26 protein-coding genes are annotated in these 24562 nt (G+C 71.4%); 14 read left to right on the top strand and 12 right to left on the bottom strand.

Annotated elements, in window-relative coordinates; genetic code table 11:
* From MFF40_RS26595 to MFF40_RS26605, 3 genes are all read left to right on the top strand, one after another.
* Positions 1 to 897: acyl-CoA dehydrogenase family protein (locus MFF40_RS26595; protein WP_238262903.1), on the top strand; the 897-nt coding region annotated here is incomplete at its 5' end.
* Positions 898 to 1028: 131 nt separating this feature from the next.
* Positions 1029 to 4343, top strand: coding sequence for a DEAD/DEAH box helicase (locus MFF40_RS26600; RefSeq protein ID WP_238262905.1), 3315 nt, complete (start codon positions 1029 to 1031; stop codon positions 4341 to 4343).
* Between the two features lie 402 nt (positions 4344 to 4745).
* Positions 4746 to 5180, top strand: a complete 435-nt coding sequence (locus MFF40_RS26605) for a GlcG/HbpS family heme-binding protein (RefSeq protein WP_147856263.1) — start codon at positions 4746 to 4748, stop codon at positions 5178 to 5180.
* A 7-nt stretch (positions 5181 to 5187) separates the two neighbouring features.
* On the opposite strand, the gene MFF40_RS26610 is transcribed toward MFF40_RS26605, so the two are convergent.
* Complete coding sequence (locus tag MFF40_RS26610) at positions 5188 to 5742, bottom strand: PAS domain-containing protein (protein WP_238262907.1); 555 nt, start codon at positions 5740 to 5742, stop codon at positions 5188 to 5190.
* A gap of 376 nt (positions 5743 to 6118) precedes the next feature.
* Between MFF40_RS26610 and MFF40_RS26615 the strand changes: the two genes are divergently transcribed.
* The 3 genes from MFF40_RS26615 to MFF40_RS26625 all read left to right on the top strand — a co-directional run bounded on the left by MFF40_RS26615 (position 6119) and on the right by MFF40_RS26625 (position 8021).
* Positions 6119 to 6304 carry a hypothetical protein gene (locus MFF40_RS26615; protein ID WP_147856265.1) on the top strand — a complete coding sequence of 62 codons (186 nt, stop codon included), beginning with the start codon at positions 6119 to 6121 and terminating at the stop codon, positions 6302 to 6304.
* Between the two features lie 130 nt (positions 6305 to 6434).
* Positions 6435 to 7694, top strand: a complete 1260-nt coding sequence (locus MFF40_RS26620; RefSeq protein ID WP_238262909.1) for a Zn-dependent hydrolase — start codon at positions 6435 to 6437, stop codon at positions 7692 to 7694.
* Between the two features lie 15 nt (positions 7695 to 7709).
* A complete protein-coding gene (locus MFF40_RS26625; protein WP_147856267.1) occupies positions 7710 to 8021 on the top strand; it encodes a hypothetical protein in 312 nt (103 codons plus the stop codon).
* A 25-nt stretch (positions 8022 to 8046) separates the two neighbouring features.
* Here MFF40_RS26625 and MFF40_RS26630 read toward each other — a convergent pair whose 3' ends face one another.
* The gene (locus MFF40_RS26630; RefSeq protein WP_147856268.1) at positions 8047 to 8298 is read right to left on the bottom strand and encodes a hypothetical protein; all 252 of its coding nucleotides are present in this window, start codon (positions 8296 to 8298) and stop codon (positions 8047 to 8049) included.
* Positions 8299 to 8457: 159 nt separating this feature from the next.
* Here MFF40_RS26630 and MFF40_RS26635 point away from each other — a divergent pair, with 159 nt between their 5' ends.
* The 3 genes from MFF40_RS26635 (at position 8458) to MFF40_RS26645 (ending at position 10286) form a co-directional block, all read left to right on the top strand.
* Positions 8458 to 9186, top strand: coding sequence for a spermidine synthase (locus tag MFF40_RS26635; RefSeq protein WP_147897988.1), 729 nt, complete (start codon positions 8458 to 8460; stop codon positions 9184 to 9186).
* Between the two features lie 56 nt (positions 9187 to 9242).
* On the top strand, positions 9243 to 9458 hold the full coding sequence (locus MFF40_RS26640; RefSeq protein WP_378995658.1) for a hypothetical protein: 216 nt from the start codon (positions 9243 to 9245) through the stop codon (positions 9456 to 9458).
* A 309-nt stretch (positions 9459 to 9767) separates the two neighbouring features.
* Complete coding sequence (locus MFF40_RS26645; protein ID WP_147857548.1) at positions 9768 to 10286, top strand: hypothetical protein; 519 nt, start codon at positions 9768 to 9770, stop codon at positions 10284 to 10286.
* 12 nt (positions 10287 to 10298) lie between these two features.
* On the opposite strand, the gene MFF40_RS26650 is transcribed toward MFF40_RS26645, so the two are convergent.
* Positions 10299 to 10661, bottom strand: a complete 363-nt coding sequence (locus tag MFF40_RS26650; protein ID WP_147857546.1) for a cupredoxin domain-containing protein — start codon at positions 10659 to 10661, stop codon at positions 10299 to 10301.
* A gap of 176 nt (positions 10662 to 10837) precedes the next feature.
* Positions 10838 to 11803 carry a LysR family transcriptional regulator gene (locus MFF40_RS26655; RefSeq protein ID WP_147897987.1) on the bottom strand — a complete coding sequence of 322 codons (966 nt, stop codon included), beginning with the start codon at positions 11801 to 11803 and terminating at the stop codon, positions 10838 to 10840.
* A 99-nt stretch (positions 11804 to 11902) separates the two neighbouring features.
* Between MFF40_RS26655 and MFF40_RS26660 the strand changes: the two genes are divergently transcribed.
* From MFF40_RS26660 to MFF40_RS26670, 3 genes are read left to right on the top strand one after another with little or no spacing between them, the layout of a single operon-like run.
* Complete coding sequence (locus MFF40_RS26660; protein ID WP_147857573.1) at positions 11903 to 12529, top strand: YceI family protein; 627 nt, start codon at positions 11903 to 11905, stop codon at positions 12527 to 12529.
* A 28-nt stretch (positions 12530 to 12557) separates the two neighbouring features.
* Complete coding sequence (locus MFF40_RS26665) at positions 12558 to 13166, top strand: cytochrome b (protein ID WP_187278121.1); 609 nt, start codon at positions 12558 to 12560, stop codon at positions 13164 to 13166.
* Positions 13163 to 13756 carry a YceI family protein gene (locus tag MFF40_RS26670; protein ID WP_147897985.1) on the top strand — a complete coding sequence of 198 codons (594 nt, stop codon included), beginning with the start codon at positions 13163 to 13165 and terminating at the stop codon, positions 13754 to 13756. The genes MFF40_RS26665 and MFF40_RS26670 overlap by 4 nt, the downstream gene beginning before the upstream one ends.
* A gap of 16 nt (positions 13757 to 13772) precedes the next feature.
* On the opposite strand, the gene MFF40_RS26675 is transcribed toward MFF40_RS26670, so the two are convergent.
* From MFF40_RS26675 to MFF40_RS26690, 4 genes are all read right to left on the bottom strand, one after another.
* Positions 13773 to 14357 carry a GNAT family N-acetyltransferase gene (locus tag MFF40_RS26675; protein ID WP_147854906.1) on the bottom strand — a complete coding sequence of 195 codons (585 nt, stop codon included), beginning with the start codon at positions 14355 to 14357 and terminating at the stop codon, positions 13773 to 13775.
* Positions 14357 to 16702 carry an Orn/Lys/Arg family decarboxylase gene (locus tag MFF40_RS26680; RefSeq protein WP_147854905.1) on the bottom strand — a complete coding sequence of 782 codons (2346 nt, stop codon included), beginning with the start codon at positions 16700 to 16702 and terminating at the stop codon, positions 14357 to 14359. The genes MFF40_RS26675 and MFF40_RS26680 overlap by 1 nt, the downstream gene beginning before the upstream one ends.
* Positions 16703 to 16808: 106 nt before the next feature.
* Complete coding sequence (locus tag MFF40_RS26685) at positions 16809 to 17618, bottom strand: LamB/YcsF family protein (RefSeq protein WP_147854904.1); 810 nt, start codon at positions 17616 to 17618, stop codon at positions 16809 to 16811.
* Between the two features lie 268 nt (positions 17619 to 17886).
* Positions 17887 to 18330 (bottom strand): lysozyme inhibitor LprI family protein, encoded by a 444-nt coding sequence (locus MFF40_RS26690; RefSeq protein ID WP_147897984.1) that lies wholly within the window; start codon positions 18328 to 18330, stop codon positions 17887 to 17889.
* A gap of 133 nt (positions 18331 to 18463) precedes the next feature.
* Here MFF40_RS26690 and MFF40_RS26695 point away from each other — a divergent pair, with 133 nt between their 5' ends.
* Together MFF40_RS26695 and MFF40_RS26700 are read left to right on the top strand one after the other, a co-directional pair.
* Positions 18464 to 18700: a TonB-dependent receptor gene (locus MFF40_RS26695; RefSeq protein WP_238262911.1), complete on the top strand. Its 237-nt coding sequence runs from the start codon at positions 18464 to 18466 to the stop codon at positions 18698 to 18700.
* Between the two features lie 130 nt (positions 18701 to 18830).
* Positions 18831 to 19607, top strand: a complete 777-nt coding sequence (locus MFF40_RS26700; RefSeq protein ID WP_147897982.1) for a hypothetical protein — start codon at positions 18831 to 18833, stop codon at positions 19605 to 19607.
* A 9-nt stretch (positions 19608 to 19616) separates the two neighbouring features.
* On the opposite strand, the gene metB is transcribed toward MFF40_RS26700, so the two are convergent.
* The 4 genes from metB to MFF40_RS26720 all read right to left on the bottom strand — a co-directional run bounded on the left by metB (position 19617) and on the right by MFF40_RS26720 (position 24130).
* On the bottom strand, positions 19617 to 20780 hold the full coding sequence (gene metB, locus MFF40_RS26705; protein ID WP_147897981.1) for a cystathionine gamma-synthase: 1164 nt from the start codon (positions 20778 to 20780) through the stop codon (positions 19617 to 19619).
* A 208-nt stretch (positions 20781 to 20988) separates the two neighbouring features.
* Positions 20989 to 21897, bottom strand: a complete 909-nt coding sequence (locus tag MFF40_RS26710) for an HlyD family secretion protein (RefSeq protein WP_147897980.1) — start codon at positions 21895 to 21897, stop codon at positions 20989 to 20991.
* Positions 21898 to 21905: 8 nt separating this feature from the next.
* Positions 21906 to 22100: a DUF1656 domain-containing protein gene (locus MFF40_RS26715; RefSeq protein ID WP_147854898.1), complete on the bottom strand. Its 195-nt coding sequence runs from the start codon at positions 22098 to 22100 to the stop codon at positions 21906 to 21908.
* On the bottom strand, positions 22094 to 24130 hold the full coding sequence (locus tag MFF40_RS26720; protein ID WP_187278120.1) for an FUSC family protein: 2037 nt from the start codon (positions 24128 to 24130) through the stop codon (positions 22094 to 22096). The genes MFF40_RS26715 and MFF40_RS26720 overlap by 7 nt, the downstream gene beginning before the upstream one ends.
* Between the last annotated feature and the right edge of the window lie 432 nt (positions 24131 to 24562).

Raw genomic sequence — 24562 nt, forward strand, 5'->3', positions numbered from 1 at the left:
CCTCAGAGCCATCGTCACTCAGACCGCCTGATCCCCTTCAAGCGATCGCCCTGGCTCGTCGCCCGCTATGCCGACGGCGAGGCGCGCAGCGCCCTGCTGGCCGATGCCGTCCAGGGCCACCTGTTCGGGGTCTGGAACACCGAGCCGCCGGGCAACGGCCTCAAGATCGATTCCACCGGAGGCGCCCCGACCTTGAGGGGCGTGAAGACCTTCGCTTCGGGGGCCGGGTTCGTGACCCGCGCCCTCGTGACCGCGCAGCCCGACTCCCCCGGGTCGCAGATGATCGTCGTCGCCCTCGAACCCGGCGAGCGGGCGGACCTGTCGGCCTGGCGCGCGCAGGGGATGCGCGCCTCGGCGACAGGCACCGTGGATTTCACCGGGCTCGGCGCCGACCGCTTCACGCGCGTGGGTGGGCCCGACGACTATCAGGTGCAGCCGCATTTCTCGGGGGGCGCGTGGCGCTTCCTCGCGGTGCAGCTCGGCGGCCTGGAGGCGCTGCTCGATGCGTGGCGCGGCCATCTCGTCGCCACCGGCCGCGGCGAGGACCCGCATCAGCTCGCCCGCCTCGGCGAGGGCGTGATCGCGGCCGAGACCGCGCGCCTCTGGGTGGCGCGGGCGGCCGCGGTCGTGGGCGAAGAGGGCGACCCGGACGGGATCATCGCCTACGTGAACCTCGCGCGCCTCGCGGTGGAACGCGCCGGGCTCGACCTGCTGGAACGGGCGCAGCGCTCAGTCGGCCTGCAGGGCTTCCTGCGCGACCACCCGCTGGAGCGCCTGACCCGCGACCTCGCGACCTACCTGCGCCAGCCCGGCCCCGACCGGGCGCTCACCGAGGGCGCCCGCCACGTGCTGCGCGCCCCGCGGGCGAGCGGCGGTCTCTGGCTGGACGAGGCCTGATACCGGAGGCCCGGGAGTCTCGGACGCAAGCCTTTTCGAATGCGGCATCGCGTCTGTGAATCGGACCGGCGCGGCCGGGAGCCCTGACCGCCGACCGGCGTTTGCAGGATCCGGGACAGGTTCGGATCAGCATGGCCAAGCGCAGGACGAAGACGGTCGCCCACCAGGAGACCGAGGACGCGCCGCTGATGCCCACGGGGGCGCTCGCGGTGGCGCTGCTGGATCTGGCCGAGGACGCGGCCCCCCTGGTCCACGTCGCCCGGGATGCAAGGCGGCTGGAGGAGCTGGCCGCCACGCTCAAGGCCCTCGATCCCGACATCCGGGTCGCCGTCTACCCGGAATGGGATTGCCTGCCGCTCGACCACGCATCGCCGTCGCGGGCCACGATGGGCGCCCGGGCCGCCGTGATGCGCTGGCTGACCGACCGCGACGCCCTGCCGGGCTTCGTGCTGACCACGGCTCCGGCGCTGATCCAGCGCGTGCCCCCGCCCGAGACCTGGGCCGATGCCCGGGTGACGTTCCGGGTCGGCGATCCACTCGACGTCGCCGCCGTGATGGCCGACCTCAAGCGCCTCGGCTACATCCTCGACGAGCGGGTCGACGAGCCCGGCGAGATCGCCGTCCGGGGTCGCACCGTCGAGGTGTTTCCCGCCGCCGCCCCGCGGCCCTGCCGGATCGAGCACGCCGACGGCCGCGTCACCGCGATCCGCTCCTACGATCCGATCTCGCAGCGCTCCGTCGCCGAGGTCGCTAATCTGGTGATCGACCCGGCCACCGAGATCGTCCTCGCCCCGGATTCCGGCCAGAGCTTCGAGCCCTTCACCGGGCAGGAGCACCGCCTGGAGCGCTACTATCCGCGTCTCGTCACCCTGCTCGATTACGTGCCGGGGGCTCGCCTGGTCGTCGAGGACGGGACGCAGGCCCGGGTCGATGCCTTCTACGAGCAGATGGAGGAGGCGGGCGCCCGCCGTGCGCCCCGTGGCGGTCGCGCTGAGGGCGGCGAGGGCCTCTATCTCGCGCCGAAGGCGTGGCGGGACGTCGTGGCCGAGCGGACCCGGGCGGTCGCCACCGACGCGGCCGGCGAGCCGCTCGGGATCCCGGTCTTCGCCCGGGATCGGCGGCCCGAGGCCGCCTTCGCCAAGGCGATGCGCGAGCGGCTGAAGGCCGGCGACGTCGTCGTGCTGGCGGGCTCGCGCCAGCCGCTCCGGCGCCTCGTGCGGCAGGCCGGCAAGATCGCCGAGCGCCCGGTCCGGCTGATCGACGGCTGGTCCGACCTCGCCGACGCGGCACCGGGCGACATCCTCGCGCTGGAGGCGCCGATCGGCGCCGGCTTCCGGGTCCCGGGACGGGGCGCGACGGTGTTCGCCGCAGCCGACCTGTTCGGACCGGACGCCGCGGTGTCCGGCTCCGCCCGGGCGATCCTGCCGATGGGCGAGGTCGACCTGCGCCCCGGCGACGTGGCGGTCGACCGCGACCACGGCCTGTGCGTGTTCGAGGGGCTGGAGCCCGTGTCGAACCCGCAGGGCGTCGGCGCGGACGACGAGCCATCCGAGGCCCTGCGGCTGCGCTTTGCCGGCGACGCGATCCTGATGGTGCCGGTCACCCAGGCCGACCGGATCTGGCGCTACGGCCCGGAGCCCGACGCGGTCACCCTCGACAAGCTCGACGGCGGGACCTGGGCCCGCCGCCGCCTCCAGGCCGAGGCCACCATGGCCCGGACCGCCCGGGTGATGCTGGAGGCCGCCCGCGCCCGCCGGGATACCGAAGCCCCGGTCCTGGCGCCGCCGTCCCGCGACATGGAGCGGTTCGCGGCGGGCTTCGGCTTCGCCCCGACCCCCGATCAGGCCGCCGCGGTGGACGCGCTGATGGCCGACCTCGCCTCCGGGCGTCCGATGGACCGGCTGGTCTGCGGCGATGTCGGCTTCGGCAAGACCGAGGTCGCGCTGCGGGCTCTGGCGGCGACGGTCTTCGCGGGCAAGCAGGCGGCGTTGATCGCCCCGACCACGGTCCTGGCCCGCCAGCACGTCGAGACCCTGCGTCGCCGGTTCGGCCGCTTCGGCATCGAGGTCGCGCAGCTCTCGCGTCTGGTCTCCCCGGCCGAGGCCAAGCGGGTGAAGGCCGGCCTCGCGGACGGCTCGATCCGGCTCGTGGTCGGGACCCAGGCGCTGGCCGCCCGCGGCGTCGGCTTCGCCGATCTTGGCCTGACGGTGATCGACGAGGAGCAGCGCTTCGGCGCCAAAATGAAGGCGGACCTGCGCCGCCTCGCCGAGGGCGGGCACGTGCTGACGCTGACCGCCACCCCGATCCCGCGCACGCTCCAGGCCGCGCTCGTCGGCTTGCAGAGCCTCAGCGTGATCGCCACGCCCCCGGCGATGCGCCAGCCGGTCCGGACCGTGGTGGCCCCCTTCGAGGCCGATGCGATCCGCGAGGCCCTGATCCGCGAGCATCGCCGCGGCGGGCAGAGCTTCGTCGTCTGTCCGCGCATTGAGGACATCGCCCCCATGGCCGAGCGCCTGCGCGGCCTCGTGCCGGGCCTCGACGTGCTGGTGGCGCACGGCGACCTCAAGCCTTCGGCCATGGACGAGGTCATGGTCCGCTTCGCCGACGGGGATGGCGACGTCCTCCTCGCCACCGCCATCGTGGAGAGCGGCCTCGACGTGCCCCGGGCCAACACCATGCTGGTCTGGGAGGCCGCCCGGTTCGGGCTGGCGCAGCTCCACCAGCTGCGCGGCCGCGTCGGCCGCGGCCAGCGGCGCGGGGTCGTCCACCTGCTCAGCGATCCGGCCGCGCCGCCGGCGCCCGCCGCCCTCCAGCGCCTGCGCGCCCTGGAGGCCCTGGACCGGCTCGGCGCCGGCTTCGCGGTCAGCGCCCGCGACCTCGACCTGCGCGGGGCCGGCGACCTCGTCGGCGAGGACCAGGCCGGCCACGCCAAGCTGGTCGGGCTCGGCCTCTACCAGCACCTGCTGCAGCTGGCGCTCACCGCCGCCAAGGGCGAGCCGGCCGAGGATTGGAGCCCGGAGATCGAGATCGGGCTGCCGAGCCGGATCCCGGCGGATTACGTGCCCGAGCCCGAGATCCGCCTGAGCCTCTACACGCGGCTGCTGCGCCTGCGCGACGGCGAGGCGATCGAGGCCCTGTCCGGAGAGGTCGAGGACCGCTTCGGCGCAGCCCCGGCGCCGGTCCTGGCCCTGTTCACCCTGGCGCGGCTGCGCGCCGCCTGCTGCGGGCTGGGCGTGGCCCGGCTCAGCGGCGGTCCCCAGGGTGTCGCGGCCGACATCCGGTCCGACCGGCCGCTGCCGCCGATGCCGGCCGAGGACGGGATCGTCCTGCGCCAGGGCCGCGTGGTCTGGCGCCGGCCCTGCGCCGACGCGCAGGCCCGGGCCGCGCTGGCGGCCGACCTCCTGGACCGGATCCGGACCGCGCGGGAGCGCGCCGCCGGAGCCTGATCCGATCCCGGGCTGCGCTCACGCGTTTGTGAGGGCCGCCCGGGCCGGACCGGTACAATCGTATCAGTGACAGCGGACCCGTCGCAGCCCATCTGCGGCTGGCCACACTCCGCCCGAGCGCCCCGTGCCACCCAGTGGTGCGCCGGCCCGGTCGGGTCCCGACGTTGTACCGGGGTCTCATGCCCTTTCGTCTCCGGTACGGCCGCACGGCCGGGCGCCCATGACCCCGTGCAAGGCGGGCGCCCGGCCTGTCGTCCGCCGATGCCCGGCGGGGCGATCGGCGTGATCCGGAGTTGACCGGCGCCGTCCGGTCGGGCCTTCTCGCGCAGAACGGGAGGCGTCCCGGGGTCGCTGGAATTTCTCAGCGACCCTGCGCCGGCCCGGGCCAACCAGGGAGGCACCATGCACGTCACGATTGAGCAGGCCGAGCGGGCAATCGCCGCGGCGCGGGCGAAGGCCAAGGAGCTGGACACCCAGATGTGCATCGCGGTGGTCGATTCCGGCGGCAACCTGAAGGCGTTCCATCGCATGGACGATGCCTGGGTCGGCTCGATCGACATCGCTCACAAGAAGGCCAAGACCTCGGTGTTCTTCGGCATGATGACCGGCCAGATCGGCCAGCTGTCCCAGCCGGGCGGCCCGCTCTACGGCATCGAGCATTCGAACGACGGACTGATCACCTTCCCGGGCGGCATCCCGATCGTCGATGCCGACGGCGTCATGTCGGGCGCGATCGGCGTCAGCGGGTCAACGGTGGAGAACGATCACGCCGTGGCGGAGGCCGGCGCCAAGGCGATCGGCCGGACCGAGCTTCCCGCCCACCCCTGGCGGACCTGAACCCGCCCTACGGCTCCCGCTGCGCGAGCGCCCGGCCGATCCCGAGCAGCAGCATGCTCGAGATCAGCCGGAGCTGCGGGTTGCCGTAGCGCTCCAGCGCCGCGTGGACCCGGATACAGTTGTCGGCGGCCGCCTCAAGGTGCTTGACCTCGATCGGGAGCTTGGCCTGGACCCGGTTGTCGTCCCGCCCGGGCGGGGTGCCGCCGTACAGGTCCGTGACGTCGATATAGGCGCCGCGCCCACGCAGTGCCCCCGTGGTGTCGGGGGCCAGCCGCCCGCGGGTGAGGATCCAGCGGACGTCGCCGGTCTGGCTCAGGACGCGAAACTCCAGCGAGACCGGGCCGCCGATCCGGCGCACCTTGCGAATCTCGTCGAAGACCCAGCCGCGATCCTCCGGATGGACGCGTCCCAGGGCGACGTCGAGCGGCAAAGGCTTGCCGGCAAAGCCCTCATTCCCGGACAGCAATGCGGCCGCGCCCGCGTCGAGTACCGATCGGCCGGCGGAGACATCCGTGTCCCAGGTGCCGACGAAACCCGCATCCTGCAGGGCGGAGGCCGCCATGGACGCCAATGCCATTCCATCCCCCAAACCTGGCTGCGGCCTGCCCATCCCCGGGACAGCCGGCAGCCGAGTGCGACACTTGTAGCCCACAAGCAGTTTGGCAACGGATCGATCCGAATCGATCATGCCCCGCGCCCTGACATGTCGTCACGGGTCTCCGGCCCCGGCTCGACAGCGGCGGGGGCCGGGCCTGCGCGACTGAAGCTGCATTCGCAGTGCACAAACCCGCCGTAAAGCTTTTCGTGGCGCAGTCTGTCCGTCACCGAACGCGCAGGCATTGCGGCGATGTATTCGCCGACGGCGCGGATACCGTGTCGATCCAGGACTTTCGATGCGCAGATACATTTTTCGAGCGATACGCCGGGAGCCGGACGGGATGCTCGGCCCGGACCTGTACCGGCAGACCTTCGAGGCCGCCGACGACGCGGGCGCGGTGGCGGCGGCCAAGCGGATCGATCTCGATCTGGCCGCCCTCGGCGCCAACGCGGTCTACGTCTCCGCCGCGGACGGACGGGCGATCTGGAGCCTGCACGCGCAGGATTTCCCGGATCCGAGCCTCTGAGGACCGGTCCGCGACGGAGCCCGGCGCCGGGGGGATCTCCCCCGCCCCTGCTGGTGCCGGGCGGGATCACGGCCTAACGTCGCGGACGCCGGTACAGGGTCGGCCGGGGCGCGCGCGGGACCGCATGGATATGGATCGCACCAACCTCCCGCTCTCGCAGGACCGCCTCTGGGACAGCCTGATGGAGCTCGCCCGGATCGGCGCGCTTCCCAACGGCGGCAACGACCGGCAGACCCTGACCGATCGGGACGCCGAGGGGCGTGCCCTGTTCCGGCGCTGGGGCGAGGCGGTCGGGATGACCCTGACGGTGGACCGGATCGGCAACATGGTCTTCCACCGGCCGGGGCGGGACCCGGGCCGGAAGCCCGTCGCCATCGGCAGCCATCTCGACACCCAGCCCACCGGCGGCAAGTTCGACGGTCCGCTGGGGGTGCTCGCCGGGCTGGAGATCATGCGCGCCCTGCACGAGGCCGGGATCGAGACCGAGGCGCCGCTCCTGCTGATCAACTGGTGCAACGAGGAGGGCTCGCGCTTCGCGCCGCCCATGAGCGGCAGCGGCGTCGCCATGGGCATCGTCTCCGAGGCCGACGTGATGGCGACCCGGGATCTCGCCGGCCACGTGTTCGGCGACGAACTGCGCCGGATCGGCTGGCAGGGGGAGGCGGAGCCGGCGGATCTTCGCGGGATCGGCGCGTATTTCGAACTGCACATCGAGCAGGGCAAGCGCCTGGAGGAGGCCGGCTTCACCATCGGTGTGGTCGACCGGGCGCTCGCACAGATCTGGTACGAAATCACCGTGCTGGGCGAGGAGGCCCATGCCGGCAGCCCCATGGCCGGGCGGCGCGACGCCATGATGGCCGCCGCCGCGCTGATCGGCTCGCTCGAGGCGATCGCCCGGGACGCGGTCGGCTCCGGGGGCGAGCGCGGCCGTGCCACCGTCGGAGTCCTGACAGCCGAGCCCGCGAGCCGCAACATCACCCCGGGCCGGGTCTGGTTCAGCCTCGACACCCGCCACGGCGACCCCGGGCAGCTGGAGGCGATGCGGGAGCGGATCCTGGCCCGGGCCGACGCGCTCGCCGCCGAGCGGGGCGTCGCGATCCGGGTGGAGGAGTTCTGGCGGGCGCCGCTGACCCCGTTCGATCCGGTCCTGGTGGACCGCGTCCAGGCGGCGGCCGAGGCGCGGGGCCATGCCTGGACCCGGATGCCGACCGCGATCTATCACGACGCCGTCTATTGCGCCCGGACGGTGCCGGCGGCCCTGGTGTTCTGCCCGTGCCACGGCGGCATCAGCCACAACGAGGCCGAGAGCATCACGCCGGATTGGGCCCGGGCCGGCATGGAGGTGCTGGCCGACGCCGTGCTGGCCACGGCCGGCATCGCGCACTCCTGAGGAGGCTGGTTCGGCATGCCCGACGACAACGTCATCCGCCCGACCTTCGGGGCGCCCCGCACCGTTGCACCGCCGGAGCGGACGGAGCCCGAGCCCGATCAGCCGCCGCTGCGCCTGTTCGGCTCGGCCGCGGGCCACCGGGTCGGCCTGATCCGCGATCCGGCCGCCCAGGAAGGCGACGTGTTCCGGATCGTGGTCGGCCCGGAGGACGAGCACGCCGTCGAGACGGTGGCGCTGCTGCCGGCGGCCGGCGACGCGGAGGGCGAGGCGGAGCGGATCGGCTTCGCGATCCTGCGGGCGCTGGAGGTGGTCGAGGGCGCGGTCTGATCCGGAAGCCCGCGCGACCGGCCGGTCAGACGACCGGCTTGGGCTTGATGATCGGCGAGCGCGTCAGGCTCTGGATCTCGCGGCCGGGCCGTCCGGCCTTGAGGGCGATCTCCTCTTCCTGCTCGGCGATGATCTGCCGGGCCGGCTCGTCGCCGTCCAGGCCGCCGAGGATCTCGGCCGGCACACGGCGGTTCGAAGCCCGGGAGCCGTCCTCGAAGACGACGTCGAACAGAATGAAGCCCCGTTCCTGGGGTCTCGACTTGATGCGCTTAGCCATAGGTGCTGATACGCCACCGCGATCCCGCGCGGCAGGGGGCACCGGCGCGCAGGGGGTTGCGTCGCGCGCAGCGCCGAACCTGCCCGCGGCCCCGCTCTCGCCGTGATCTTTCGTGCCGACGGTCCCCGACCGACCGCACCGCCAATCGAGGAAACGTCCGTGATACCCTGGGTTCATCTCGACACCGGCTCCGTCCCGGGGGGCGGCACCGACCTGCGCCTGATGCAGCGCGGCGAGGAGTTCTCGATCCTGGCCGACACGATCGAGCTGATGAACAACCGCCGCAGCGGCTCCGAGGCGGCGCTCGCCGCGATGACCTGCGAGCGGCTGAGGGACCGGCCCCGGGCCCGGATGCTGATCGGCGGCCTCGGCATGGGCTTCACCCTGCGGGCGGCCCTGGCGGGCCTCGGCCCGGATGCGCGGGTCGTGGTGGCCGAACTGGTGCCGGCGGTGATCGCCTGGGCCCGCGGCCCGCTCGCCCACGTCTTCGCCGATTGCCTGGACGACCCCCGGGTCGACGTGCAGGAGGCCGACGTGAACCGCCTGATCCAGGCGGGGCCGGGCCAGTACGACGCCATCCTGCTCGACGTCGACAACGGCCCGGAGGGGCTGATGCGCCGCTCCAACGACCGGCTCTACGACAATTGGGGCCTCAAGCGGGCCCGCTGGGCCCTCCGGCCGGGCGGCATCCTGGCCGTCTGGTCCGGCGCCCCGGACCGGAAGTTCAAGTCCCGCCTGCAGCGCTCCGGCTTCGCGGTCGAGGAGGCCCGGGTCCATGCCAGCGGCCGCGGCAGCGGGCCCAAGCACGTGGTCTGGCTCGGCACCCGCACCGACGGCCCGGCCGAGCCGTCCCGGCCCGAGGCCGGCCGCGGGAAGCCGGCCCGGTAAGGGCCCGGCTGCCGCCCACGGTCGCACCCCCTGGGCCGGAGCAGGGGAGTTCGCACATGCGAGGCATGGGTGCGAATGGCGGGCATCTCTACACGGTTGAGGTCAGGCCGAGCCGGCATGACCCGGGCCGTTTCACGTGGGCGATCCGGGACCGCGGCAAGCTGGTTCGGGGATCGTACCGCCCGCACGCCTCCGAAGGTGTGGCCCGCGCGGTCGCCCTGGCCGAGGTCGAGCGGCTGATCGGGCACGACGAGCCGCAGAACGACGGCTGATCGGCCTTCAGTCATGCTCTAAATGCATGTCTTGGGGTCCGATGGGTGTCGTCCATGCATAAGGAAACGGCCTCCGGTCTGTTGCATGCCGCAATGCGGTAGCCTATCTGTGCAGTGCGGGATGGCGATGGCGTCGCGATCCCGCTGCCCTTCTTGGGCGTTTCCTCCCTAGACTTCGGGCCGCTCCTTCGGGAGTGGCCTTTTTTTCTGTCCTGTCTTCGAGACTGCGGACGGAGATCCGGACTCTGAAGCTCCGGCCCGAGGTTACGGCCAAGCGGAACCATGACCTTGGCTTTTCGTTCTGCCGTCATGGAACACTACAGATCCACCCTTGCGACGACTGCGATCGCCGTATTCGGCTTGGTCGTGGCGGCCCATACTCTGCATCCGGGCAATTACGAGGCGCAGCAGCGCCCGGTCCGGACTGTCGCAACGCAGGCCACCCCATCGGGCTGGGCGGATCCGCCGGCCCGGCTTGCCGGCCTCGGCAAGTCCGACGCCCCCGCATCGGAGATTGGGCGTGCGCCCGCCCCCGACCTGCTGGCGCCGCGATTGGCCGCCGCATTGCCGCCGGGTGCCATCGCGGCTCCGGCGCTGCCGAGCGAGATGGTCGCCCCCGCCGAGAAGGCTCGGAAGACGGTGGTGGCACACCGGTCGAAGGTGGCGGATCGCAGCCTTCGCCGGACGGCCCGCCTGCGCAACGCCGGCCTGGCCCGCACGGCAGCCGTCGAGCCGATGACCGCACCATCGGCGCCCGCGCCGGCCCCCAGGAAGATCGATCCGATCGGCGATCTGATCCGCGGTCTCGGCCTCGGCCGCGAGGGCTGACCGCCCCGCGCCCTACTGGACGTGGATGGTCAGCTTCATCTTCGGGTGGATGCCGCACTGGATGACGAAATCCCCCGCTTCCGCCAGGACCAGCCGGGTCTCGGTGCCGGGTTCCTGATCGCCCGCATCGAACGAGAACCGGTCCGCCTCGATGAAGGCGTGGTGTGTCTGGCTGGAATCCTCGTTGCGCAGGGTGATCGTGTCGCCGCGCCGCAGGAACAGGTCGGTCGGCACGTAATGGCGTCCCTTCTGTAGCACGACGCGGGTCGTGCTCGACAGCATCGCCCAGGCCGCGTGCGGCGCGGCGCACAGACCCGCCAGAACCATCGTTCCGACGAGGAGCAAGGGCCGGAGGCGCCGGTCGCGAAGGGGCATGTTGGATGTCCGCTGGGTACTGGATACGCCCGGGCAGGGGATCGAGGCGGGATCGTCCGCCGAGCGGCCCGGGATGCCGCCAAGCGCCATGGTGCGCCGAGGTCCTGAACACCCCGCTAAGCCGGACGGTAAGATTGTCTCGATCGATCAGTCAATAAGGCGGGGATATTTAGTCTCTACAAGTCTTGATTGTATTGATCGCTAGAGTGCGTCTCACTGGAACCTGGACCGCAGGCAGTGAGCGCCTCGCGCACGTGGTCCCGGAAGACCTGGACCCGTGCCGGCAGGTCGCGCCCGGCCAGCGTCACGGCGCGCAGGACCCCGCCGCGGCTCGCCCAGGGGGCCAGCACGCGCACGAGCTGGCCCGCCGCGACCGCCCGGGCGGCCACGAGGCTCGGGATATGGCCGATCCCGGCCCCTGCCAGGGTCAGGCGGTGGACGGTCGCGAAATCGCTGACCCGGATGGCCGGGCTCATGACGACCTGCTCGGACTGGCCGCGCCCATCGGTGAGGGGCAGGGCCCCCGAGCCCAGCCGCTCCCGGGAGAGGATCAGGTCGTGGCCGTGCAGCCCGGCCAGGTCGGCCGGCGCGGGACGGCGCAGCAGGTAGGCGGGCGCGGCGTAGAGGCCGACCGCCAGGGTCGCCAGGACGACGGCCCGGTAGCCGGTCTCCTCCGCGCCGCCCAGCCGCAGGGCGAGGTCGATCCGGTTGGCCGCCAGGTCGAGGCGGGCATCGGTGTTCAGCATCTCGACCGTGATCTGCGGATAGGCCGCCCGGAAGCTCGCGACGATCTCGGGCATCACCTCGATCCCGAAGTCGATGGAGGTGGTCATCCGCAGGTGCCCGGCCGGCACCGTCCGGGCGTCGCGGGCGGTCTCGGCGGCCTCGTCGAGCAGGGCCAGGCTCTCGTGGGCCTTGGCGTAGAACGCCAGGCCCTCCGCGGTGGGCGAGACCGCCCGGGAGGTTCGGGCCATCAGCCGGGTGCCGAGCGCCCGTTCCAGCCGGGAGAGGCGCCGGCTGACGCTGCCCTTGGTTTCCCGCAGGCTCGCGGCCGCGGCCGTGACGGTGCCGAGATCGACGACCGTGCAGAAGGCGCGCACGTCGTCGAGTCCGCCCTGGAAGGTTTCCGTTCTCGCAACCATGGGGTTCCGGATAGCAGGCTCAACCGCGGCCGTGAACGGGTCTACAGCGCTGCTGCGGCGCACCGAATCGCGCATGATCGTCACCTGTAGGAGACACCCTTGAAGTCGATTCTCGCCTCCGGCCTTCTGGCTTTCCTGATCGCCACCCCGGTCTTGGTCGCCACTCCGGTCCTGGCCCAGACCCCGCCGACCCGCGACCCGGCCCAGATCCAGGCCGGCGCCTACGCGGTCGATCCCAACCACACCCAGGTCGGCTGGCGGGTCTCCCATATGGGCTTCTCGAACTATGCCGGCGGCTTCTCGGACGTGTCCGGGACCCTCGACCTGCAGCCCAAGAACCCGGCGGCCGCGAAGCTGTCGATCAAGATCCCGGTCGCCTCGGTGACCACGACCAGCGCCAAGCTCACCGACGAGCTGAAGGGCGACCAGTGGCTCGACGCGGGCAAGTTCCCCGAGATGACTTTCGTGTCCACCAAGGTCACCCCCGAGGGGAAGGACAAGGCGAAGGTGGCCGGCAACCTCACGCTGCATGGCGTGACCAAGCCGGTGACGCTGGACGTCACCCTGGTCGGGGCCGGCGTGAACCCGCTGAGCAAGAAGGTCACGGTCGGCTTCGACGCCACCGGCACGCTCAAGCGCTCCGAGTTCGGGGTGAAGACCTACGTGCCGCTGATCGGCGACGACCTGCACCTGACCATCGCGGGCGCCTTCGAGCGGCAGGACTGACCCGGAACTCCGGGACGGGAGGATGGTCATGGCACCCGACTCAGCGGCGCGGCGCTACTCCGCGGTGGCCATCCTGCTGCACTGGGCGAGCGCGCTGGGCGTGCTCGCCCTGATCGGCATGGGCCTGACCATGACGCATGCCGGGCTGGCGCCGATGCGCCTGTTCCCGCTCTACCAGTGGCACAAGTCGGTCGGGATCACCGTGCTGGTCCTGACCGGCCTGCGCCTGGCCTGGCGGCTGGCCCACCGGCCGCCGCCGCACCCGGCGGCCATGCCGGCCCGGGAACGCCGGGCCGCGGGGGCGGCGCACGCCATCCTGTACGGGCTCCTGATCGGGCTGCCGCTCACCGGCTGGGCGGTGGTCTCGCTTTCGCCGTTCAACATCCCGACGGTCCTGTACGGGCTCGTGCCCTGGCCGCACCTGCCGCTGGCCCCGCTGCTGACCGACCCGGCGGGCGCGGAGGGGGCTTTCAAGCTGCTGCACGCCTACGGGGCGTGGTTCCTGACGGCCTTGCTGGTGCTGCACGTGGCGGCCGCGCTGCGCCACCATCTCATCCTGCGCGACGGCGTGCTGTGGCGGATGCTGCCCGGCCGCGCCGCCGCGATGCCTCCCGAACCCCTGGACTCGACCCGATGACGCTGCGTCTTGCGTGCCTCGCCCTGTGCCTGTCGGCCGTCCTCCCGGGCGCCGTGCGGCCCGCCGCCTCCGCCGAGTGGGCGGTGGATCCGGCCAAGAGCGCGATCCGGTTCTCGGGCGTGCAGGTCGGGACCCCGTTCTCGGGACGCTTCGAGCGCTTCGACGCCCGGGTGGATTTCGACCCCGCCAAGCCCGAGGCCGGCCGCGCCACGGTGCTGGTCGATCTCGGCAGCGCCCGCACCGGCGATGCCCAGCGCGACGCGGCTCTGCCCCAGAAGGACTGGTTCGACGTAACCAGCGCCAGCCACGCGCGCTTCGAGGCCACCCGCTTCGTCGACAAGGGCCGGGGCGACTACGAGGCGGTCGGCGACCTGACCATCCGGGGCATGACGCGTCCGCTGACGCTGCCTTTCCACCTGGCGCTCGAAGGCCCCCAAGCGCATGCCACCGGGCATGTCGGCCTCGTCCGCACCGATTTCGGTGTCGGCCAGGGTGCCTGGGCCTCCGGACAATGGGTCGCCCTCGAGGTCGGGGTCGATATCGAGTTGGTCGCCACGGCCAAGCCCGCCGCTGCGGCCGACGGGCACTGACCGGTCCCGTCGCGTCCTACGTCCCCGGCTGGTCCTCGGATCCGGTGCCCAGCGCCCGCTGCACCATCACGCTGTCCGACCAGCGGCCGTACTTGAAGCCCACCGCCTTCAGGTAGCCGACGCGGACGAAGCCGCAGGTCTCGTGGAGGCGCAGCGACGCGGCGTTCTGCGCGTCGATGTAGCCGATCATTTGGCGGTAGCCGCCGGCCGCGCAGGCCTCGATCAGGGCCGGCAGGAGGCGGCGCCCGATGCCGGCATGGAGGTGGTCGGGATGCACGTAGATCGAGTGCTTGAGCGTGTAGCGATAGGCCGGGCGCTTCCGGAACGGCACCGCGTAGGCGTAGCCCGCCACCTGGCCGCCGCGCTCGGCGACGAGGTGGGGCAGGCGCTTCTTGCGCATGGTCTTGCGCCGGCGCTTCAGGTCGTCGGGCAGCAGGCGCGCCTCGTCGTCGAATTCGGCGACGTTGCCGACGCCCTTGCCGATATGGTGCTCGTAGATCGCCACCATCGCCTCGACATCCGCGTCCGAGGAGGCGCGGATGATGATGTCCGGGCTCGGCCGCGCCGGGATCGGGGCGCCCTCCTCGGGCTCGATCTCCATCAGGCGCCGTCCCGCACGACGTAGGTGTGGAAGCGGATCCGCCCGTCCGGCTCGACCTCGCGGTAGACCCCCTGGATCTCGGCCTCGAAGCCGGGGAACAGGTTGGCCGAGGCCTCGAACATCTTGAAATAGTCGAGCATCGGCTTCGCGCGGTCGTCCAAGCGCTCGCCCGGCAGGACGGTGCCGATGCCCGGCGGGTAGACCAGCATCAGGGTCGAGGCGATGCGCCCCTCGGCCTCTGCGATCGGCACGTAATCGACCTTGTTGCGGGTCAGCATCTGGGCGGCGCGCTTGGGCGGCATCACCATCTCGGGCAGGTGCTCGGGGGCGAATTGCCGACGCTGGAGCATGGAGGTGTTGGCCTCCCGGTGGAAGGCGTGGAACTCGGCGCAGAGGTCGCGCAGGCGCACGCCCCGGTAGCGGTTGGGCCGGCGGTTGACGAATTCCGGCATGGCCTCCTCGAGCGGCACGTTGTCGTCGTGATGCCGCTTGAACGCCACGAGGCCGGAGATCAGGGTTCCGGCCTTGGACGACTCGACGCCCGGCGTCAGCAGGAAGAGCAGCGAGTTCAGGTCGTTCTTCTCGGCCACGATCCGGTTCTCGCGCAGGTACTGCGCGACGATCGGGGCCGGCACGCCGTGGTCGGCATAGGCGCCGGTCCGCCGGTCGAAGCCCGGGGTGAGCACCGTGAGCTTGTTCGGGTCGGTGATCGCGTAGCCCGGCGCGACATGGGTGAACCCGTGCCAGCGGGCACCGGGCTTCAGTTCCCAGTGCCGCGGGTCGGAGGCGAGCTCGTCGGTGGGCACCTTCTCCCACGGCACCTCGGCCCCGTCGGCGGTGCTGGTCACGTCCGGCACGAACGGGTCGAAGAACCACCGCCGCAGCGGGTCGGCCTCGTTCTCCTCGAATTCCCGCCGGATCGCCCGGACCTTCTTGCGCCACTCGATCCCGAGCCGGATCGTGTCGTCCCACAGGATCATGCCCGATCGGCCCTTCATCATCTGGGCGCCGACATCGAGGGAGGCGAACAGGGGATAGAACGGCGAGGTCGAGGCGTGGACCAAAAAACTCTCGTTGAGGCGCTTGTGCTCCACGCGGCGGGTCTGGCCGCGGATATGGCCGTCGCGGGTGTGGATCTGCGAGGCCTGTGAGAAGCTCGCGAGCTGCTTGTGGGTCGATTGCGTGGCGACGATGCCCGGCGAGGTCTCGTCGAGGCCGGTGAGCCCCATGGCGAAGCGCCGGGCGAACAGCGGGTGGAACTTCATGAAGCCCGCCCAGGCCTCGTCGAACAGGATGTAGTCGCAGAGGTGGCCGATCCGCTCCAGGATCTCCTGCGCGTCGTAGATCGTGCCGTCATAGGTGCATTGCTCGATCACCGCGACCCGGAACGGCCGCTCCCGGCGCCAGGCCTCGGGGTCGGTGACAAGGGGGTTGGCACGGATCTTTTCCCGGATCCGGGTCTCGTCCAGGGCCTCGTGATAGATCGGACCGATCAAGCCGAAGGCGTTCCGGTCGGTCTCCAGGAAGATCGGGATGCCGCCGCCGAGGAACAGGGCGCCGTGATGGGCCGCCTTGTGGTTGTTGCGGTCGAACAGAACGAGGTCGTCCTCGGCCACCAGCGAGGACAGGACGATCTTGTTGGAAGCCGAGGTGCCGTTGAGGACGAAGTAGGTCTTCTCCGCCCCGAAGATCTTGGCGGCCTCCTTCTGGGCCTTGAGCGCGGGCCCCTCGTGGGTCAGCAGGTCGCCGAGGTCGAGCACCGAATTATCGAGGTCGTCGCGGAAGATCGCCTCGCCCAGATGCTCCACGAAGATCCGGCCGATGGGGGACCGGTTATAGAAGATGCCGCCGTTGTGGCCCGGGCAGGTCCAGAGCTGGTTGCCCTTCTCGGCATAGTCCACGAGCGCGCCGAAGAACGGCGTCTTCAGGGTCTCGGCATATTGCGTCACCCGGCTGACCAGGCCGCGGGCGATGAATTCCGGCGTCTCTTCCGCCAGGAAGATGTAGCCGTCGATGAAGTCCAGGAGTTCGACCGGGATGTCCTCCAGCCGCTTGCGGCGGACCATGATGACGATCGGCATCTCCAGGCCGCGCTTGCGCATCATGTCGATCAGCGCGGCGGCCTTGCCGTCGAGGCCGCGCTTGCCCCAGTCGACCACCATGCAGCCGATGGCGGCATCGGTCTGCACGGCGATCGCCGCGTCCTCGACCCGCCGGGCCCGCACCACCTCGAAGCCGCGATTCTCCACCGCCGCCAAGATCTGGGCGACGCGCGCGCCCTCCAGGTCGTCCGGATCGAAGGCGGGGGCGCACATCAGAACCGTGAAGCGACGGTGGAAATCCATAGGGCCTCTCAAAGCCTCGTAAGCAGCGAGTGGCTTTCTGGCCCATCTGCGACGTTTGCATGACGGTGAGCCGGATCGCGGCCGAAACCGAACGGAATCGGCGAACTCAGGCGCCGGTCGAGTCGCCGACCGCGCTACCGATCGCGCTACCGATCACCTGGGCCATCGGCCTGATGGCGATCCCCAGGGCGGCCAGGTCGGACCGCACCCGCGCGGCCATCGCGACCGCGCCCGGTGTGTCGCCGTGGACGCAGATGCTGTCGATTCGGGCCGGGATGCGTCGCCCGGACAGGCACGTGATGGCGCGGTCCTCGATCATCCGCACCACGCGCTCCGCCGCCTCGGCCGGATCGTGCAGGACCGCGCCCGGGAGCTTGCGCGAGACCAGGTTGCCGGTCTCGGCGTAAGCCCGGTCGGCGTAGATCTCCCGGGCCAGCGGCAAACCGAGCCGCTCGCCGGCCCGCTCGGTCTCGAGGCCGGGCATGACCACGAAGATCAGGTCGCGGTCCAGCGTCCGGATCGCCCGGGCGACCGCCAGGGCGAGATCCGCGTCCGCGTTGGCGATGTTGCCCAGCGCCCCGTGGGTCTTCACGTGCCGCACCGGGCAGCCGGCATCCTGGGCCAGCGCCAGGAGGGCGCCGACCTGGTAGAGCACGGCCTTCTCGACATCGGCCGGGCGCTCGCCGTGGATCGGGCGCCGGCCGAAGCCCCAGAGATCGAGGAAGCCCGGATGCGCCCCGGCCTGGACGCCGGCGCGGGCGGCGAGCGTCAGGGTCTCGTGCATGACCAGCGGGTCGCCGGCGTGGAACCCGCAGGCGATGTTGGCCGAACTGGCGATCGCCAGCATCCCGGCATCGTCGCCCAGGCGATAGACGCCGAAACCCTCGCCCATGTCGCAGTTCAGGTCGACGATCATCCGGGTCCCTCGCAGGCTCAGCGGCCGTGCGCATTCAAGGGTCGGACCAGTTGCTCTGCCTCCGAAGGGCTTGGGCGTTGCGCGAACGCTAAAATATCCACCCTGTCATTCCGGGGCGCCGCAGGCGAGCCCGGAATCTAGAAACACCGGTCGAGCAGGATCTTGCGCCGGTGGTGGCTCTGGATTCCGGGCTCCGCTGCGCGGCCCCGGAATGACAGGGTGGTTTATCCTGCGCTTATTGCGCTCACTCGGAGGCAGGTACGGTCCTCTACTGAAGCGGGTACCGGCTCAGAATATCGTCGGTCCGCTGGACGGTCTTGTCGTACTTGCAGGCGTAGAGAGCAGCGGTGGTGCCGCTGCCGTTGTTCCACTCGCTGAAGGTGAGGTCGCCGCAATCGGCGTCCCGGAAGGCGATCCAGGCGCGCTGGGCCGCCGTGAACTGGGCCTTCCAGGTCGCCTTGGCGTCCTGCGGACGGTCGTCCTGGTCGATGACCGACAGGGCCTTCCTGTAGGCGGCGTTGAGCTTCGCGTCGGCAGCGTCGAGGGCCTTGTGCAGGCAGGTCTGGGTCTCGGGTGTCGAGGTCGCGGCCTGGCACAGCTTGGCCGAGGGCTGGTCGGCCCGGGCGCCCGCGCAGGGAAGTGCGCAGGTCCAGAGCGTGGCAAGGGCGAGGATCCCGGCAGAGCCGGCGACGGTGAAGGGGTTCGAAGGCATCGCGGTCTCCCCGGAGGCGAATCAGGCCGGCGCGGATGCGCGGCCGGACCGCGGAACGCTGGCCGGAAAGGCATGAACACTTCTTTGGCATGCCGGAACGCTTGGACTGCCGGGCCTGACCGTCGACGGGGCGGTGATCTACACCGGGCGGCAGTATGTCGACCTCGCCAACAGCCAGGCGCTGCCGGGCTGGACGCGGCTCGATCTCGGCCTGCGCTACGCGACGACGATCGACGGGCGCCGGACCACCTTCCGGGCCAACGTGCTGAACGTCACCGGCACGCGGTACTGGACCGGAGTCGCCTCGTTCGGGACGTTTTTCCAGGGCGGGCCGCGCACCTACCTGCTGTCGATGTCGGTCGACCTGTAGATGTCCGAGGGGGCGGCCGCCTGCCTCGGTGGCGATGTTTCACGGGAAACACTTTCTTAAGTCTGCCGCCGCGAACCTGTGGCCCGGATGCCGTCGCCTTCCCGTGCGTCGCGCGCTAGCACGGCCGGACATGACGGCATCGACCACGACATCGACCTGGCGCGACCAGAAGAACGCCAAGGCCCGGGCCAGGCTGGAACGGGCCCTGCCGGCGATCTTTCCGGCCCCAATCCTGCACCACGCGCTGACGCGGCCGCTGACCCCGCCGACTCCCCGCCTGGCGGTGGAGAGCTACTGGCGCAACCACATCCTGCGGGCCGACCGGCTGGCCCGCGCCCTGGCCGCGCGCTCGGGGACGCCGGAGTGCTGGACCTGGCAACTCGGCGAGGGCGGCGCCGGCGGTCGCCCGGCGAGCTTCCGGATTCCACCCGCCCCGTTCCGGGAGGCGGCCTTCGCCCGTGGTCGCGGCGCCTGCTGCATCTGCGGCCAGCCGGTCTACCGGTTCGGCTGGCACCGCGACCTCTGGGGGCAGGGTGTGCCGAACGGCAAAGCCGCCTGGCACACGGCCTGTGTCGCCGCCTGGAAGTTCTGGATCGCGCCGCACGAGCAGGTCCGCGTCCTGAAGCGCCATCAGGGGCATCGCTGCAAAGCCTCCGGCAAGCGGCTGCTGCGCACCGCGGAGGTGGACCACGCCGTGCCGCTCTACCGGGTCTGGCGCGAGCACCGCGACGCGCCCTGGCCGGAGCTGCTGGGGTACTGGGGCGTGCCGAACCTGCAGGTCGTCAACCGGACCGCCCACGTCCTGAAATGCCGGGACGAGGCGGCCGAGCGCTCGCAGATCCTGCGCCTCTCCCGGTACCGGGTCGTCGAGGATGAGTCCGGTTTCAGCGTGGTCGAGGAGGAGTGAGCCGCCGGCTCAGCCGCGCGTCACCGCCTCCAGGCCGTGGGACAGGTCTGCCAGCAGATCGTCCACGGCCTCCAGGCCGATCGACAGGCGCAGCAGCCCGTCGGTGATGCCCGCGATGGCGCGCGCCTCGGGGTCCATCGCCGCATGCGTCATGGTCGGCGGGTGCGCGATCAGGCTCTCGACCCCGCCCAGCGATTCGGCCAGCGTGAACACCCGCAGGGTCTCCACCAGGGTCTTCACCGCAGCGCGGCCACCGGCCAGTTCGAAGCTCAACATGGCGCCGAACCCGGCTTGCTGCGCCCTGGCGATGGCGTGGCCCGGATGGGACGCGAGGCCCGGGTAATGGACGCGGCTGACCGCCGGATGTGCATCCAGGAAGGCCGCGAGCTGCCCGGCGTTCTGCTGCTGGCGCTCCACCCGGACGAACAGGGTGCGGATGCCGCGCAGGGTCAGGTAGGCGTCGAGCGGCGAGCCTGTGACCCCGATCGTGTTCGCCCAGGCCGCGAGGTCGTCGCCGACCGAGGCCTCGGCGGCGATCACGGCCCCGCCGATCACGTCCGAATGGCCGTTGAGGAACTTGGTCGTGGAGTGGACGACGAGATCCGCCCCGAGGGCGATCGGCCGCTGCAGCGCCGGCGACAGGAAGGTGTTGTCGACCACGGCCAGGGCGCCGACCGCCTTGGCCGCATGGGTGACGCGGCGGACATCCACGACCCGCATCAGCGGGTTGCTCGGGGTTTCGACCAGCACGACCTTAGGTGACTGAGCGAGCGCTGCGGCCAAGGCTTCCGGGTCGGTCTGGTCGACGAACAGCACCCGGTACTGCCCGCGGGCCGCGCGGAGGCTCAGCAGCCGGTGCGTCCCGCCGTAGCAATCATGCGGCGCGACCAACAGGTCGCCGGGACACAGGCTCGACAGGGCGAGATCGATGGCCGCCATGCCGCTCGACACCATGACGGCCCTGGCGCCGCCTTCGAGCTTGGCGATGGTGTCGGCGAGCTGGTCGCGGGTGGGGTTGCCGAGCCGCGAATAGTCGTAGGGCCCGGGCTGCTCGAAGGCGGGAAACTTGAAGGTCGTCGAGAGGTGGATCGGTGCGATCACGGCGCCGAAGGACGTATCCTGGGCCACCCCGTTGGTCGCCGCGATCGTGCGGGCATCGAGTCCCTCTGGCATCGGGTCGTCTTTCCTGCGCCGGAATTCGGACCGGCGCGCATGGCCGGCCGGGTCGTCGGCGCGTTCTTTATGCCGAACGGAACAGGCTTTCAAGAGAACGAGCTACGCGGCACCCGAGCGAACATATTACGGGCCGGACAGGATCGCTGCCCCGTCTCCGGCGCGTCTCCCGATTGCCGATACCCGGTGACGCGAAGCCGTGGCGTCGTCACGGCAGGAATTCCAGCCGGGACAGCAGCCGGTTGCCGGCCACTGCCTCGCCGACGCCCACGCTGCAGGTCATGCCCGCCGCGAGCGTCACCCCCGGCGGCACCGCGTCGATGTGGATCCGGACGGGAATGCGCTGCGCCAGCCGCACCCAGGTGAAGACCGGGTTGACGGTCGGCAGGCCGAGATGGTCGGGGCTCTCGTTGGCATCGGCAATGCCGTGCCCGATGCTCTCCACGTGCCCGGAGAGGGGCGGCTCGAAACCCATCAGGCGGATCTCGGCGCGCGCGCCGATCGCGATCCGGGACAGCTTGGTCTCCTCGAAATACGCGGTGATCCAGAATCCCTCCGCATCGATCACCGAGACGCGGGTCGTGCCGGTCGTCGCATAATCTCCCGGCCGCAGCCGGAGGTTGGTGACGTAGCCGTCCACAGGGGCCCTGATCGTGGTGCGGTCGAGGTTGACCTCGGCGAGATGGGCGGCGGCGACCGCGGCGTCGTGATCGGCACGCGCGATCGCCGCCATACCGTTGGCCTGCTCGACCACTTCGGAGGCCACGACACCCGGGCTCAGCTGGTTGCGCCGGCGCGCCGCCGCGGTTTTCAGCGCCGCATCCTCGCGCCTGGCCAGGACCACGGCCTGTGCGCTGTCGAGCGCCAGCCGGAAGCGGTGCGGATCGATCACGTAGAGGATGTCGCCCCGATGGACGAAGTGGTTGTCGACGGCGCGCACGTCGACGACCGTACCCGAGACCTCGGGGGTGACCCGCACCACTTCGGCGCTGACCCGCCCGTCGCGCGTCCAGGGCGCGAGCATGTAGGTACGCCACAGCGCGGCGAGCAGCAGCACCGTCGCGGCGACGACGGCGAGGGTCAGCGCGGGGCGGAGCAGGCGCTTCAGGACCGTCATGGCGGCACTCACACGAGGAGGATGAGAAGCGCGACCGTCGCGAGCAGCATCGCGAATTCCAGCAGCGCAGGATGCCAGGCGAAGCGCAGCACCCCGGCCCGGTCTAGGACGGCCCGAAGCCCCGCGAAGAGCGGGATCGCCGCGACGAGGTAGACGAGGATGGGCGGCAGGTAGACGCCCCCGATCGCGACCTCGCTCAGCATGGTGCGCTCCGGTGGCGGTCGAAGGACCAGTCGGGATGGGCTTCGAGCAGCACGGCCATGTCGGTCAGGCAGGCGGCGACCCGATGCGCCGCCGGCCATGCGCGCGGATCCTCGATCGACCGCGCGGCGATCTCGGCCGCCGCCGCCGCGAGGGTGTCGCGAGCCTGCCGCGGTGCCCGGGATGCCTCGGCCAAGGCCTGCAGGGTCAAGGCTTGAAGGGTCATCGTGCGGAGCATCGCCGGTGCGGTGGAGCGTCCGGCTGCATCTCGGGCCCGCATTGCCGCGCGACCGAGATGCAGCAGCCCGATCCCGTCCCCCATGATGGCCGCGCCGGCCGGATCGGCCCTGAGGCTCTGCGCGATGCGGGCCAGACGGTGATGCTGAAGATGCTCCCAGACCTGCCGGTGCTCAGGGGGATCCGAATCCAGGAGCGCCAGCGCGTCGCGGCGCAGAGCCGCCCGGATGCGGCGCGCCTGCCGCCGGGGATCCTGCGGGAGGAGCAGGCGGAAGACGAGAAGCGTCACGAAGACCGCGGTGACCCAGCCGAACGCCTGGTTCAGGAAGGCCGGCACGCTGAACGTCATCGGGTTGGTGGCGCCGACGAGGGTGTTGAACGCAACCAGATAGGCCAGCCCGGCCGGCGCGTGGCGCGGAAGGGTGGTGGCGTAGAGGCCCGCCATCCAGAACGGCGCGATCACCGCGACCAGCAACGGGAAACCCTGCACGCGCGGCATCAGGCCGAGGGCGCAGACGAAAGCGGCCGGCACGGCCAGGATCGTCCCGGTGATGAACGCGACGGCGCCGGCTGCCGGGTTGCCCGTCATGGCGAGCAGGACCGTGTAGGGCGCCAGGATGAGCAGCAGGAGCGACCAGTCGTTCCAGCCCGTCGCGATCCCGAAGGCGCCCGCGAGCGGGATCGCCAGTGCGGAGCGCAGGCCGTTCTCCGTCGCCGCCCCCCAGTCCCGATGGAAGCGGAACGACCGCTCCGGTCTCGCGGGGCTGCCTTGCGTGCGTGCCATGGCCGACACCGCCGACCCGTAATCCTCGACGAACGCGACGAGCCGGTCGAGCGCGATCAACGAGGGGGCTGTTCCGGGATCCTCAGTTTCGGCGCGCGCTACGCGCGCCTGAAGGGCGTCGCGCAACGCGGTGATCCGCTCGAGGGCATCATCGAAACGTCGAGCTTCCAGCGCGCACAGGATCCGCGGGAATTCCGTGACGACGTCGCGGTGCGCGGCGGCGAGATCCGGGGGCGTCCACCGATCGACGGCATGCAGGTCCGACGTGCCCAACAGCGCACCGAACAGGGCCGCGATGGTCTCTCGAAGCACGCCCTCCCGCCTTGCGATGTCCGGGGATTCGGCCCGGCTCAGGTCCACCAGATCGTCGATCGCGAAGAGGCCGGAAACCTGAGCCGCGGTCGGCAGCGCGGTCGGCTGCGATTTGCCGCCCAGCCGCTCCAGGGCGATGCCGGCGATCGCGGCGCATTGCCCGACCAGGGCAGTCTCGAGCGCGATGCGGGTTGCGCGCCTGCTCGACAGGGCCGTCACCACCCCGAGGCAGGCCACGCCGACCGCGACGGTCGCCATACGGCCGAGCACGGCGTCCAGCGCCCGCTCGGGCATCTCCAACGCGCCATACGTGGCGAGGCCGACCGTATAGCCGGCCACCGCCGCGCCGGAGGCCTGAAAATGACGGAGCAGCGTCGCCGCGCCGGTGCAGAGACCCAGCCAGAGGGCAAAACCGAGGATGAACAGGAGGGGGGCCTGGATGAACAGGCCCATGAGCACGAGCGCGGCCATCCCGCCGATCGCCGTGCCGACGAGGCGCCATCCGCCCTTGGCCAGGACCGCGCCGTGGTTGGCGTTGGCGACCAGCAGGACCGTCGAGGCCGCCGAGTAGGGCGTCTCCAACTGCAAGCCGAACGCGATGCCGAGGGCGAGCGTCGCAGCGACGGTCGACCGCAGAACGTAACCCGCGCCGGGCGTCAGGATGTCGATCGCGAGGAGGCGATCGCGGGCGTTTCGCACCAGGGCGGAGTTCCGCCGCGCCCGGTGGAGACCAGAACCGGTCAGGCGGGGGTGATCGGCAGGGTCGCCGTGAGGATCGCGTGTTGGCTGGCACATCGAACAGGGGGAGAGACCATGACGGGCAGAGCGCCGGCGCCTAAAGTCCTATCATCCTACCTATGCTGGACGTGCGGTCAATCCGTGCTGCGGCTCATGGAACGATCATGCCCGCACCTGTAGAAGCTCAAGACGGCTACCGACGCCGCACGACAACGCCACCACTCCGGACGCGACCCAGGGTCCCGGCGCTCGGATCCCAGCGCGACATGGCCCGCAGGTGAGGCCACGCTCGACACGATCTGACGCGGCGGTTTCGGTGCGACGCCGGCAAAGGGGTGGTTGACATGGGAATGCGGGGCGTCTTATACGGCGCCTCCCGACGCGGTGCCCAAG

The organism is Methylobacterium mesophilicum (genome assembly GCF_022179445.1).
Classification (GTDB): domain Bacteria; phylum Pseudomonadota; class Alphaproteobacteria; order Rhizobiales; family Beijerinckiaceae; genus Methylobacterium; species Methylobacterium mesophilicum.

Excerpts from the sequence above, each read along its gene's own strand:
- MFF40_RS26680 (WP_147854905.1), bottom strand. The coding sequence starts at position 16,702 with ATGGATTTCCACCGTCGCTTCACGGTTCTGATGTGCGCCCCCGCCTTC.
- MFF40_RS26630 (WP_147856268.1), bottom strand. The coding sequence starts at position 8,298 with ATGGCTAAGCGCATCAAGTCGAGACCCCAGGAACGGGGCTTCATTCTG.
- MFF40_RS26610 (WP_238262907.1), bottom strand. The coding sequence starts at position 5,742 with ATGGCGGCCTCCGCCCTGCAGGATGCGGGTTTCGTCGGCACCTGGGAC.
- MFF40_RS26690 (WP_147897984.1), bottom strand. The coding sequence starts at position 18,330 with ATGCCTTCGAACCCCTTCACCGTCGCCGGCTCTGCCGGGATCCTCGCC.
- MFF40_RS26685 (WP_147854904.1), bottom strand. The coding sequence starts at position 17,618 with ATGATCGTCGACCTGAACTGCGACATGGGCGAGGGTTTCGGCGTCTAT.
- MFF40_RS26625 (WP_147856267.1), top strand. The coding sequence starts at position 7,710 with ATGCCCGACGACAACGTCATCCGCCCGACCTTCGGGGCGCCCCGCACC.
- MFF40_RS26710 (WP_147897980.1), bottom strand. The coding sequence starts at position 21,897 with ATGACGGTCCTGAAGCGCCTGCTCCGCCCCGCGCTGACCCTCGCCGTC.
- MFF40_RS26605 (WP_147856263.1), top strand. The coding sequence starts at position 4,746 with ATGCACGTCACGATTGAGCAGGCCGAGCGGGCAATCGCCGCGGCGCGG.
- MFF40_RS26655 (WP_147897987.1), bottom strand. The coding sequence starts at position 11,803 with ATGGTTGCGAGAACGGAAACCTTCCAGGGCGGACTCGACGACGTGCGC.
- MFF40_RS26640 (WP_378995658.1), top strand. The coding sequence starts at position 9,243 with ATGCGAGGCATGGGTGCGAATGGCGGGCATCTCTACACGGTTGAGGTC.
- MFF40_RS26600 (WP_238262905.1), top strand. The coding sequence starts at position 1,029 with ATGGCCAAGCGCAGGACGAAGACGGTCGCCCACCAGGAGACCGAGGAC.
- metB (WP_147897981.1), bottom strand. The coding sequence starts at position 20,780 with ATGCCAGAGGGACTCGATGCCCGCACGATCGCGGCGACCAACGGGGTG.
- MFF40_RS26665 (WP_187278121.1), top strand. The coding sequence starts at position 12,558 with ATGGCACCCGACTCAGCGGCGCGGCGCTACTCCGCGGTGGCCATCCTG.
- MFF40_RS26715 (WP_147854898.1), bottom strand. The coding sequence starts at position 22,100 with ATGCTGAGCGAGGTCGCGATCGGGGGCGTCTACCTGCCGCCCATCCTC.
- MFF40_RS26645 (WP_147857548.1), top strand. The coding sequence starts at position 9,768 with ATGGAACACTACAGATCCACCCTTGCGACGACTGCGATCGCCGTATTC.
- MFF40_RS26650 (WP_147857546.1), bottom strand. The coding sequence starts at position 10,661 with ATGCCCCTTCGCGACCGGCGCCTCCGGCCCTTGCTCCTCGTCGGAACG.
- MFF40_RS26670 (WP_147897985.1), top strand. The coding sequence starts at position 13,163 with ATGACGCTGCGTCTTGCGTGCCTCGCCCTGTGCCTGTCGGCCGTCCTC.
- MFF40_RS26620 (WP_238262909.1), top strand. The coding sequence starts at position 6,435 with ATGGATCGCACCAACCTCCCGCTCTCGCAGGACCGCCTCTGGGACAGC.
- MFF40_RS26675 (WP_147854906.1), bottom strand. The coding sequence starts at position 14,357 with ATGGAGATCGAGCCCGAGGAGGGCGCCCCGATCCCGGCGCGGCCGAGC.
- MFF40_RS26615 (WP_147856265.1), top strand. The coding sequence starts at position 6,119 with ATGCTCGGCCCGGACCTGTACCGGCAGACCTTCGAGGCCGCCGACGAC.
- MFF40_RS26700 (WP_147897982.1), top strand. The coding sequence starts at position 18,831 with ATGACGGCATCGACCACGACATCGACCTGGCGCGACCAGAAGAACGCC.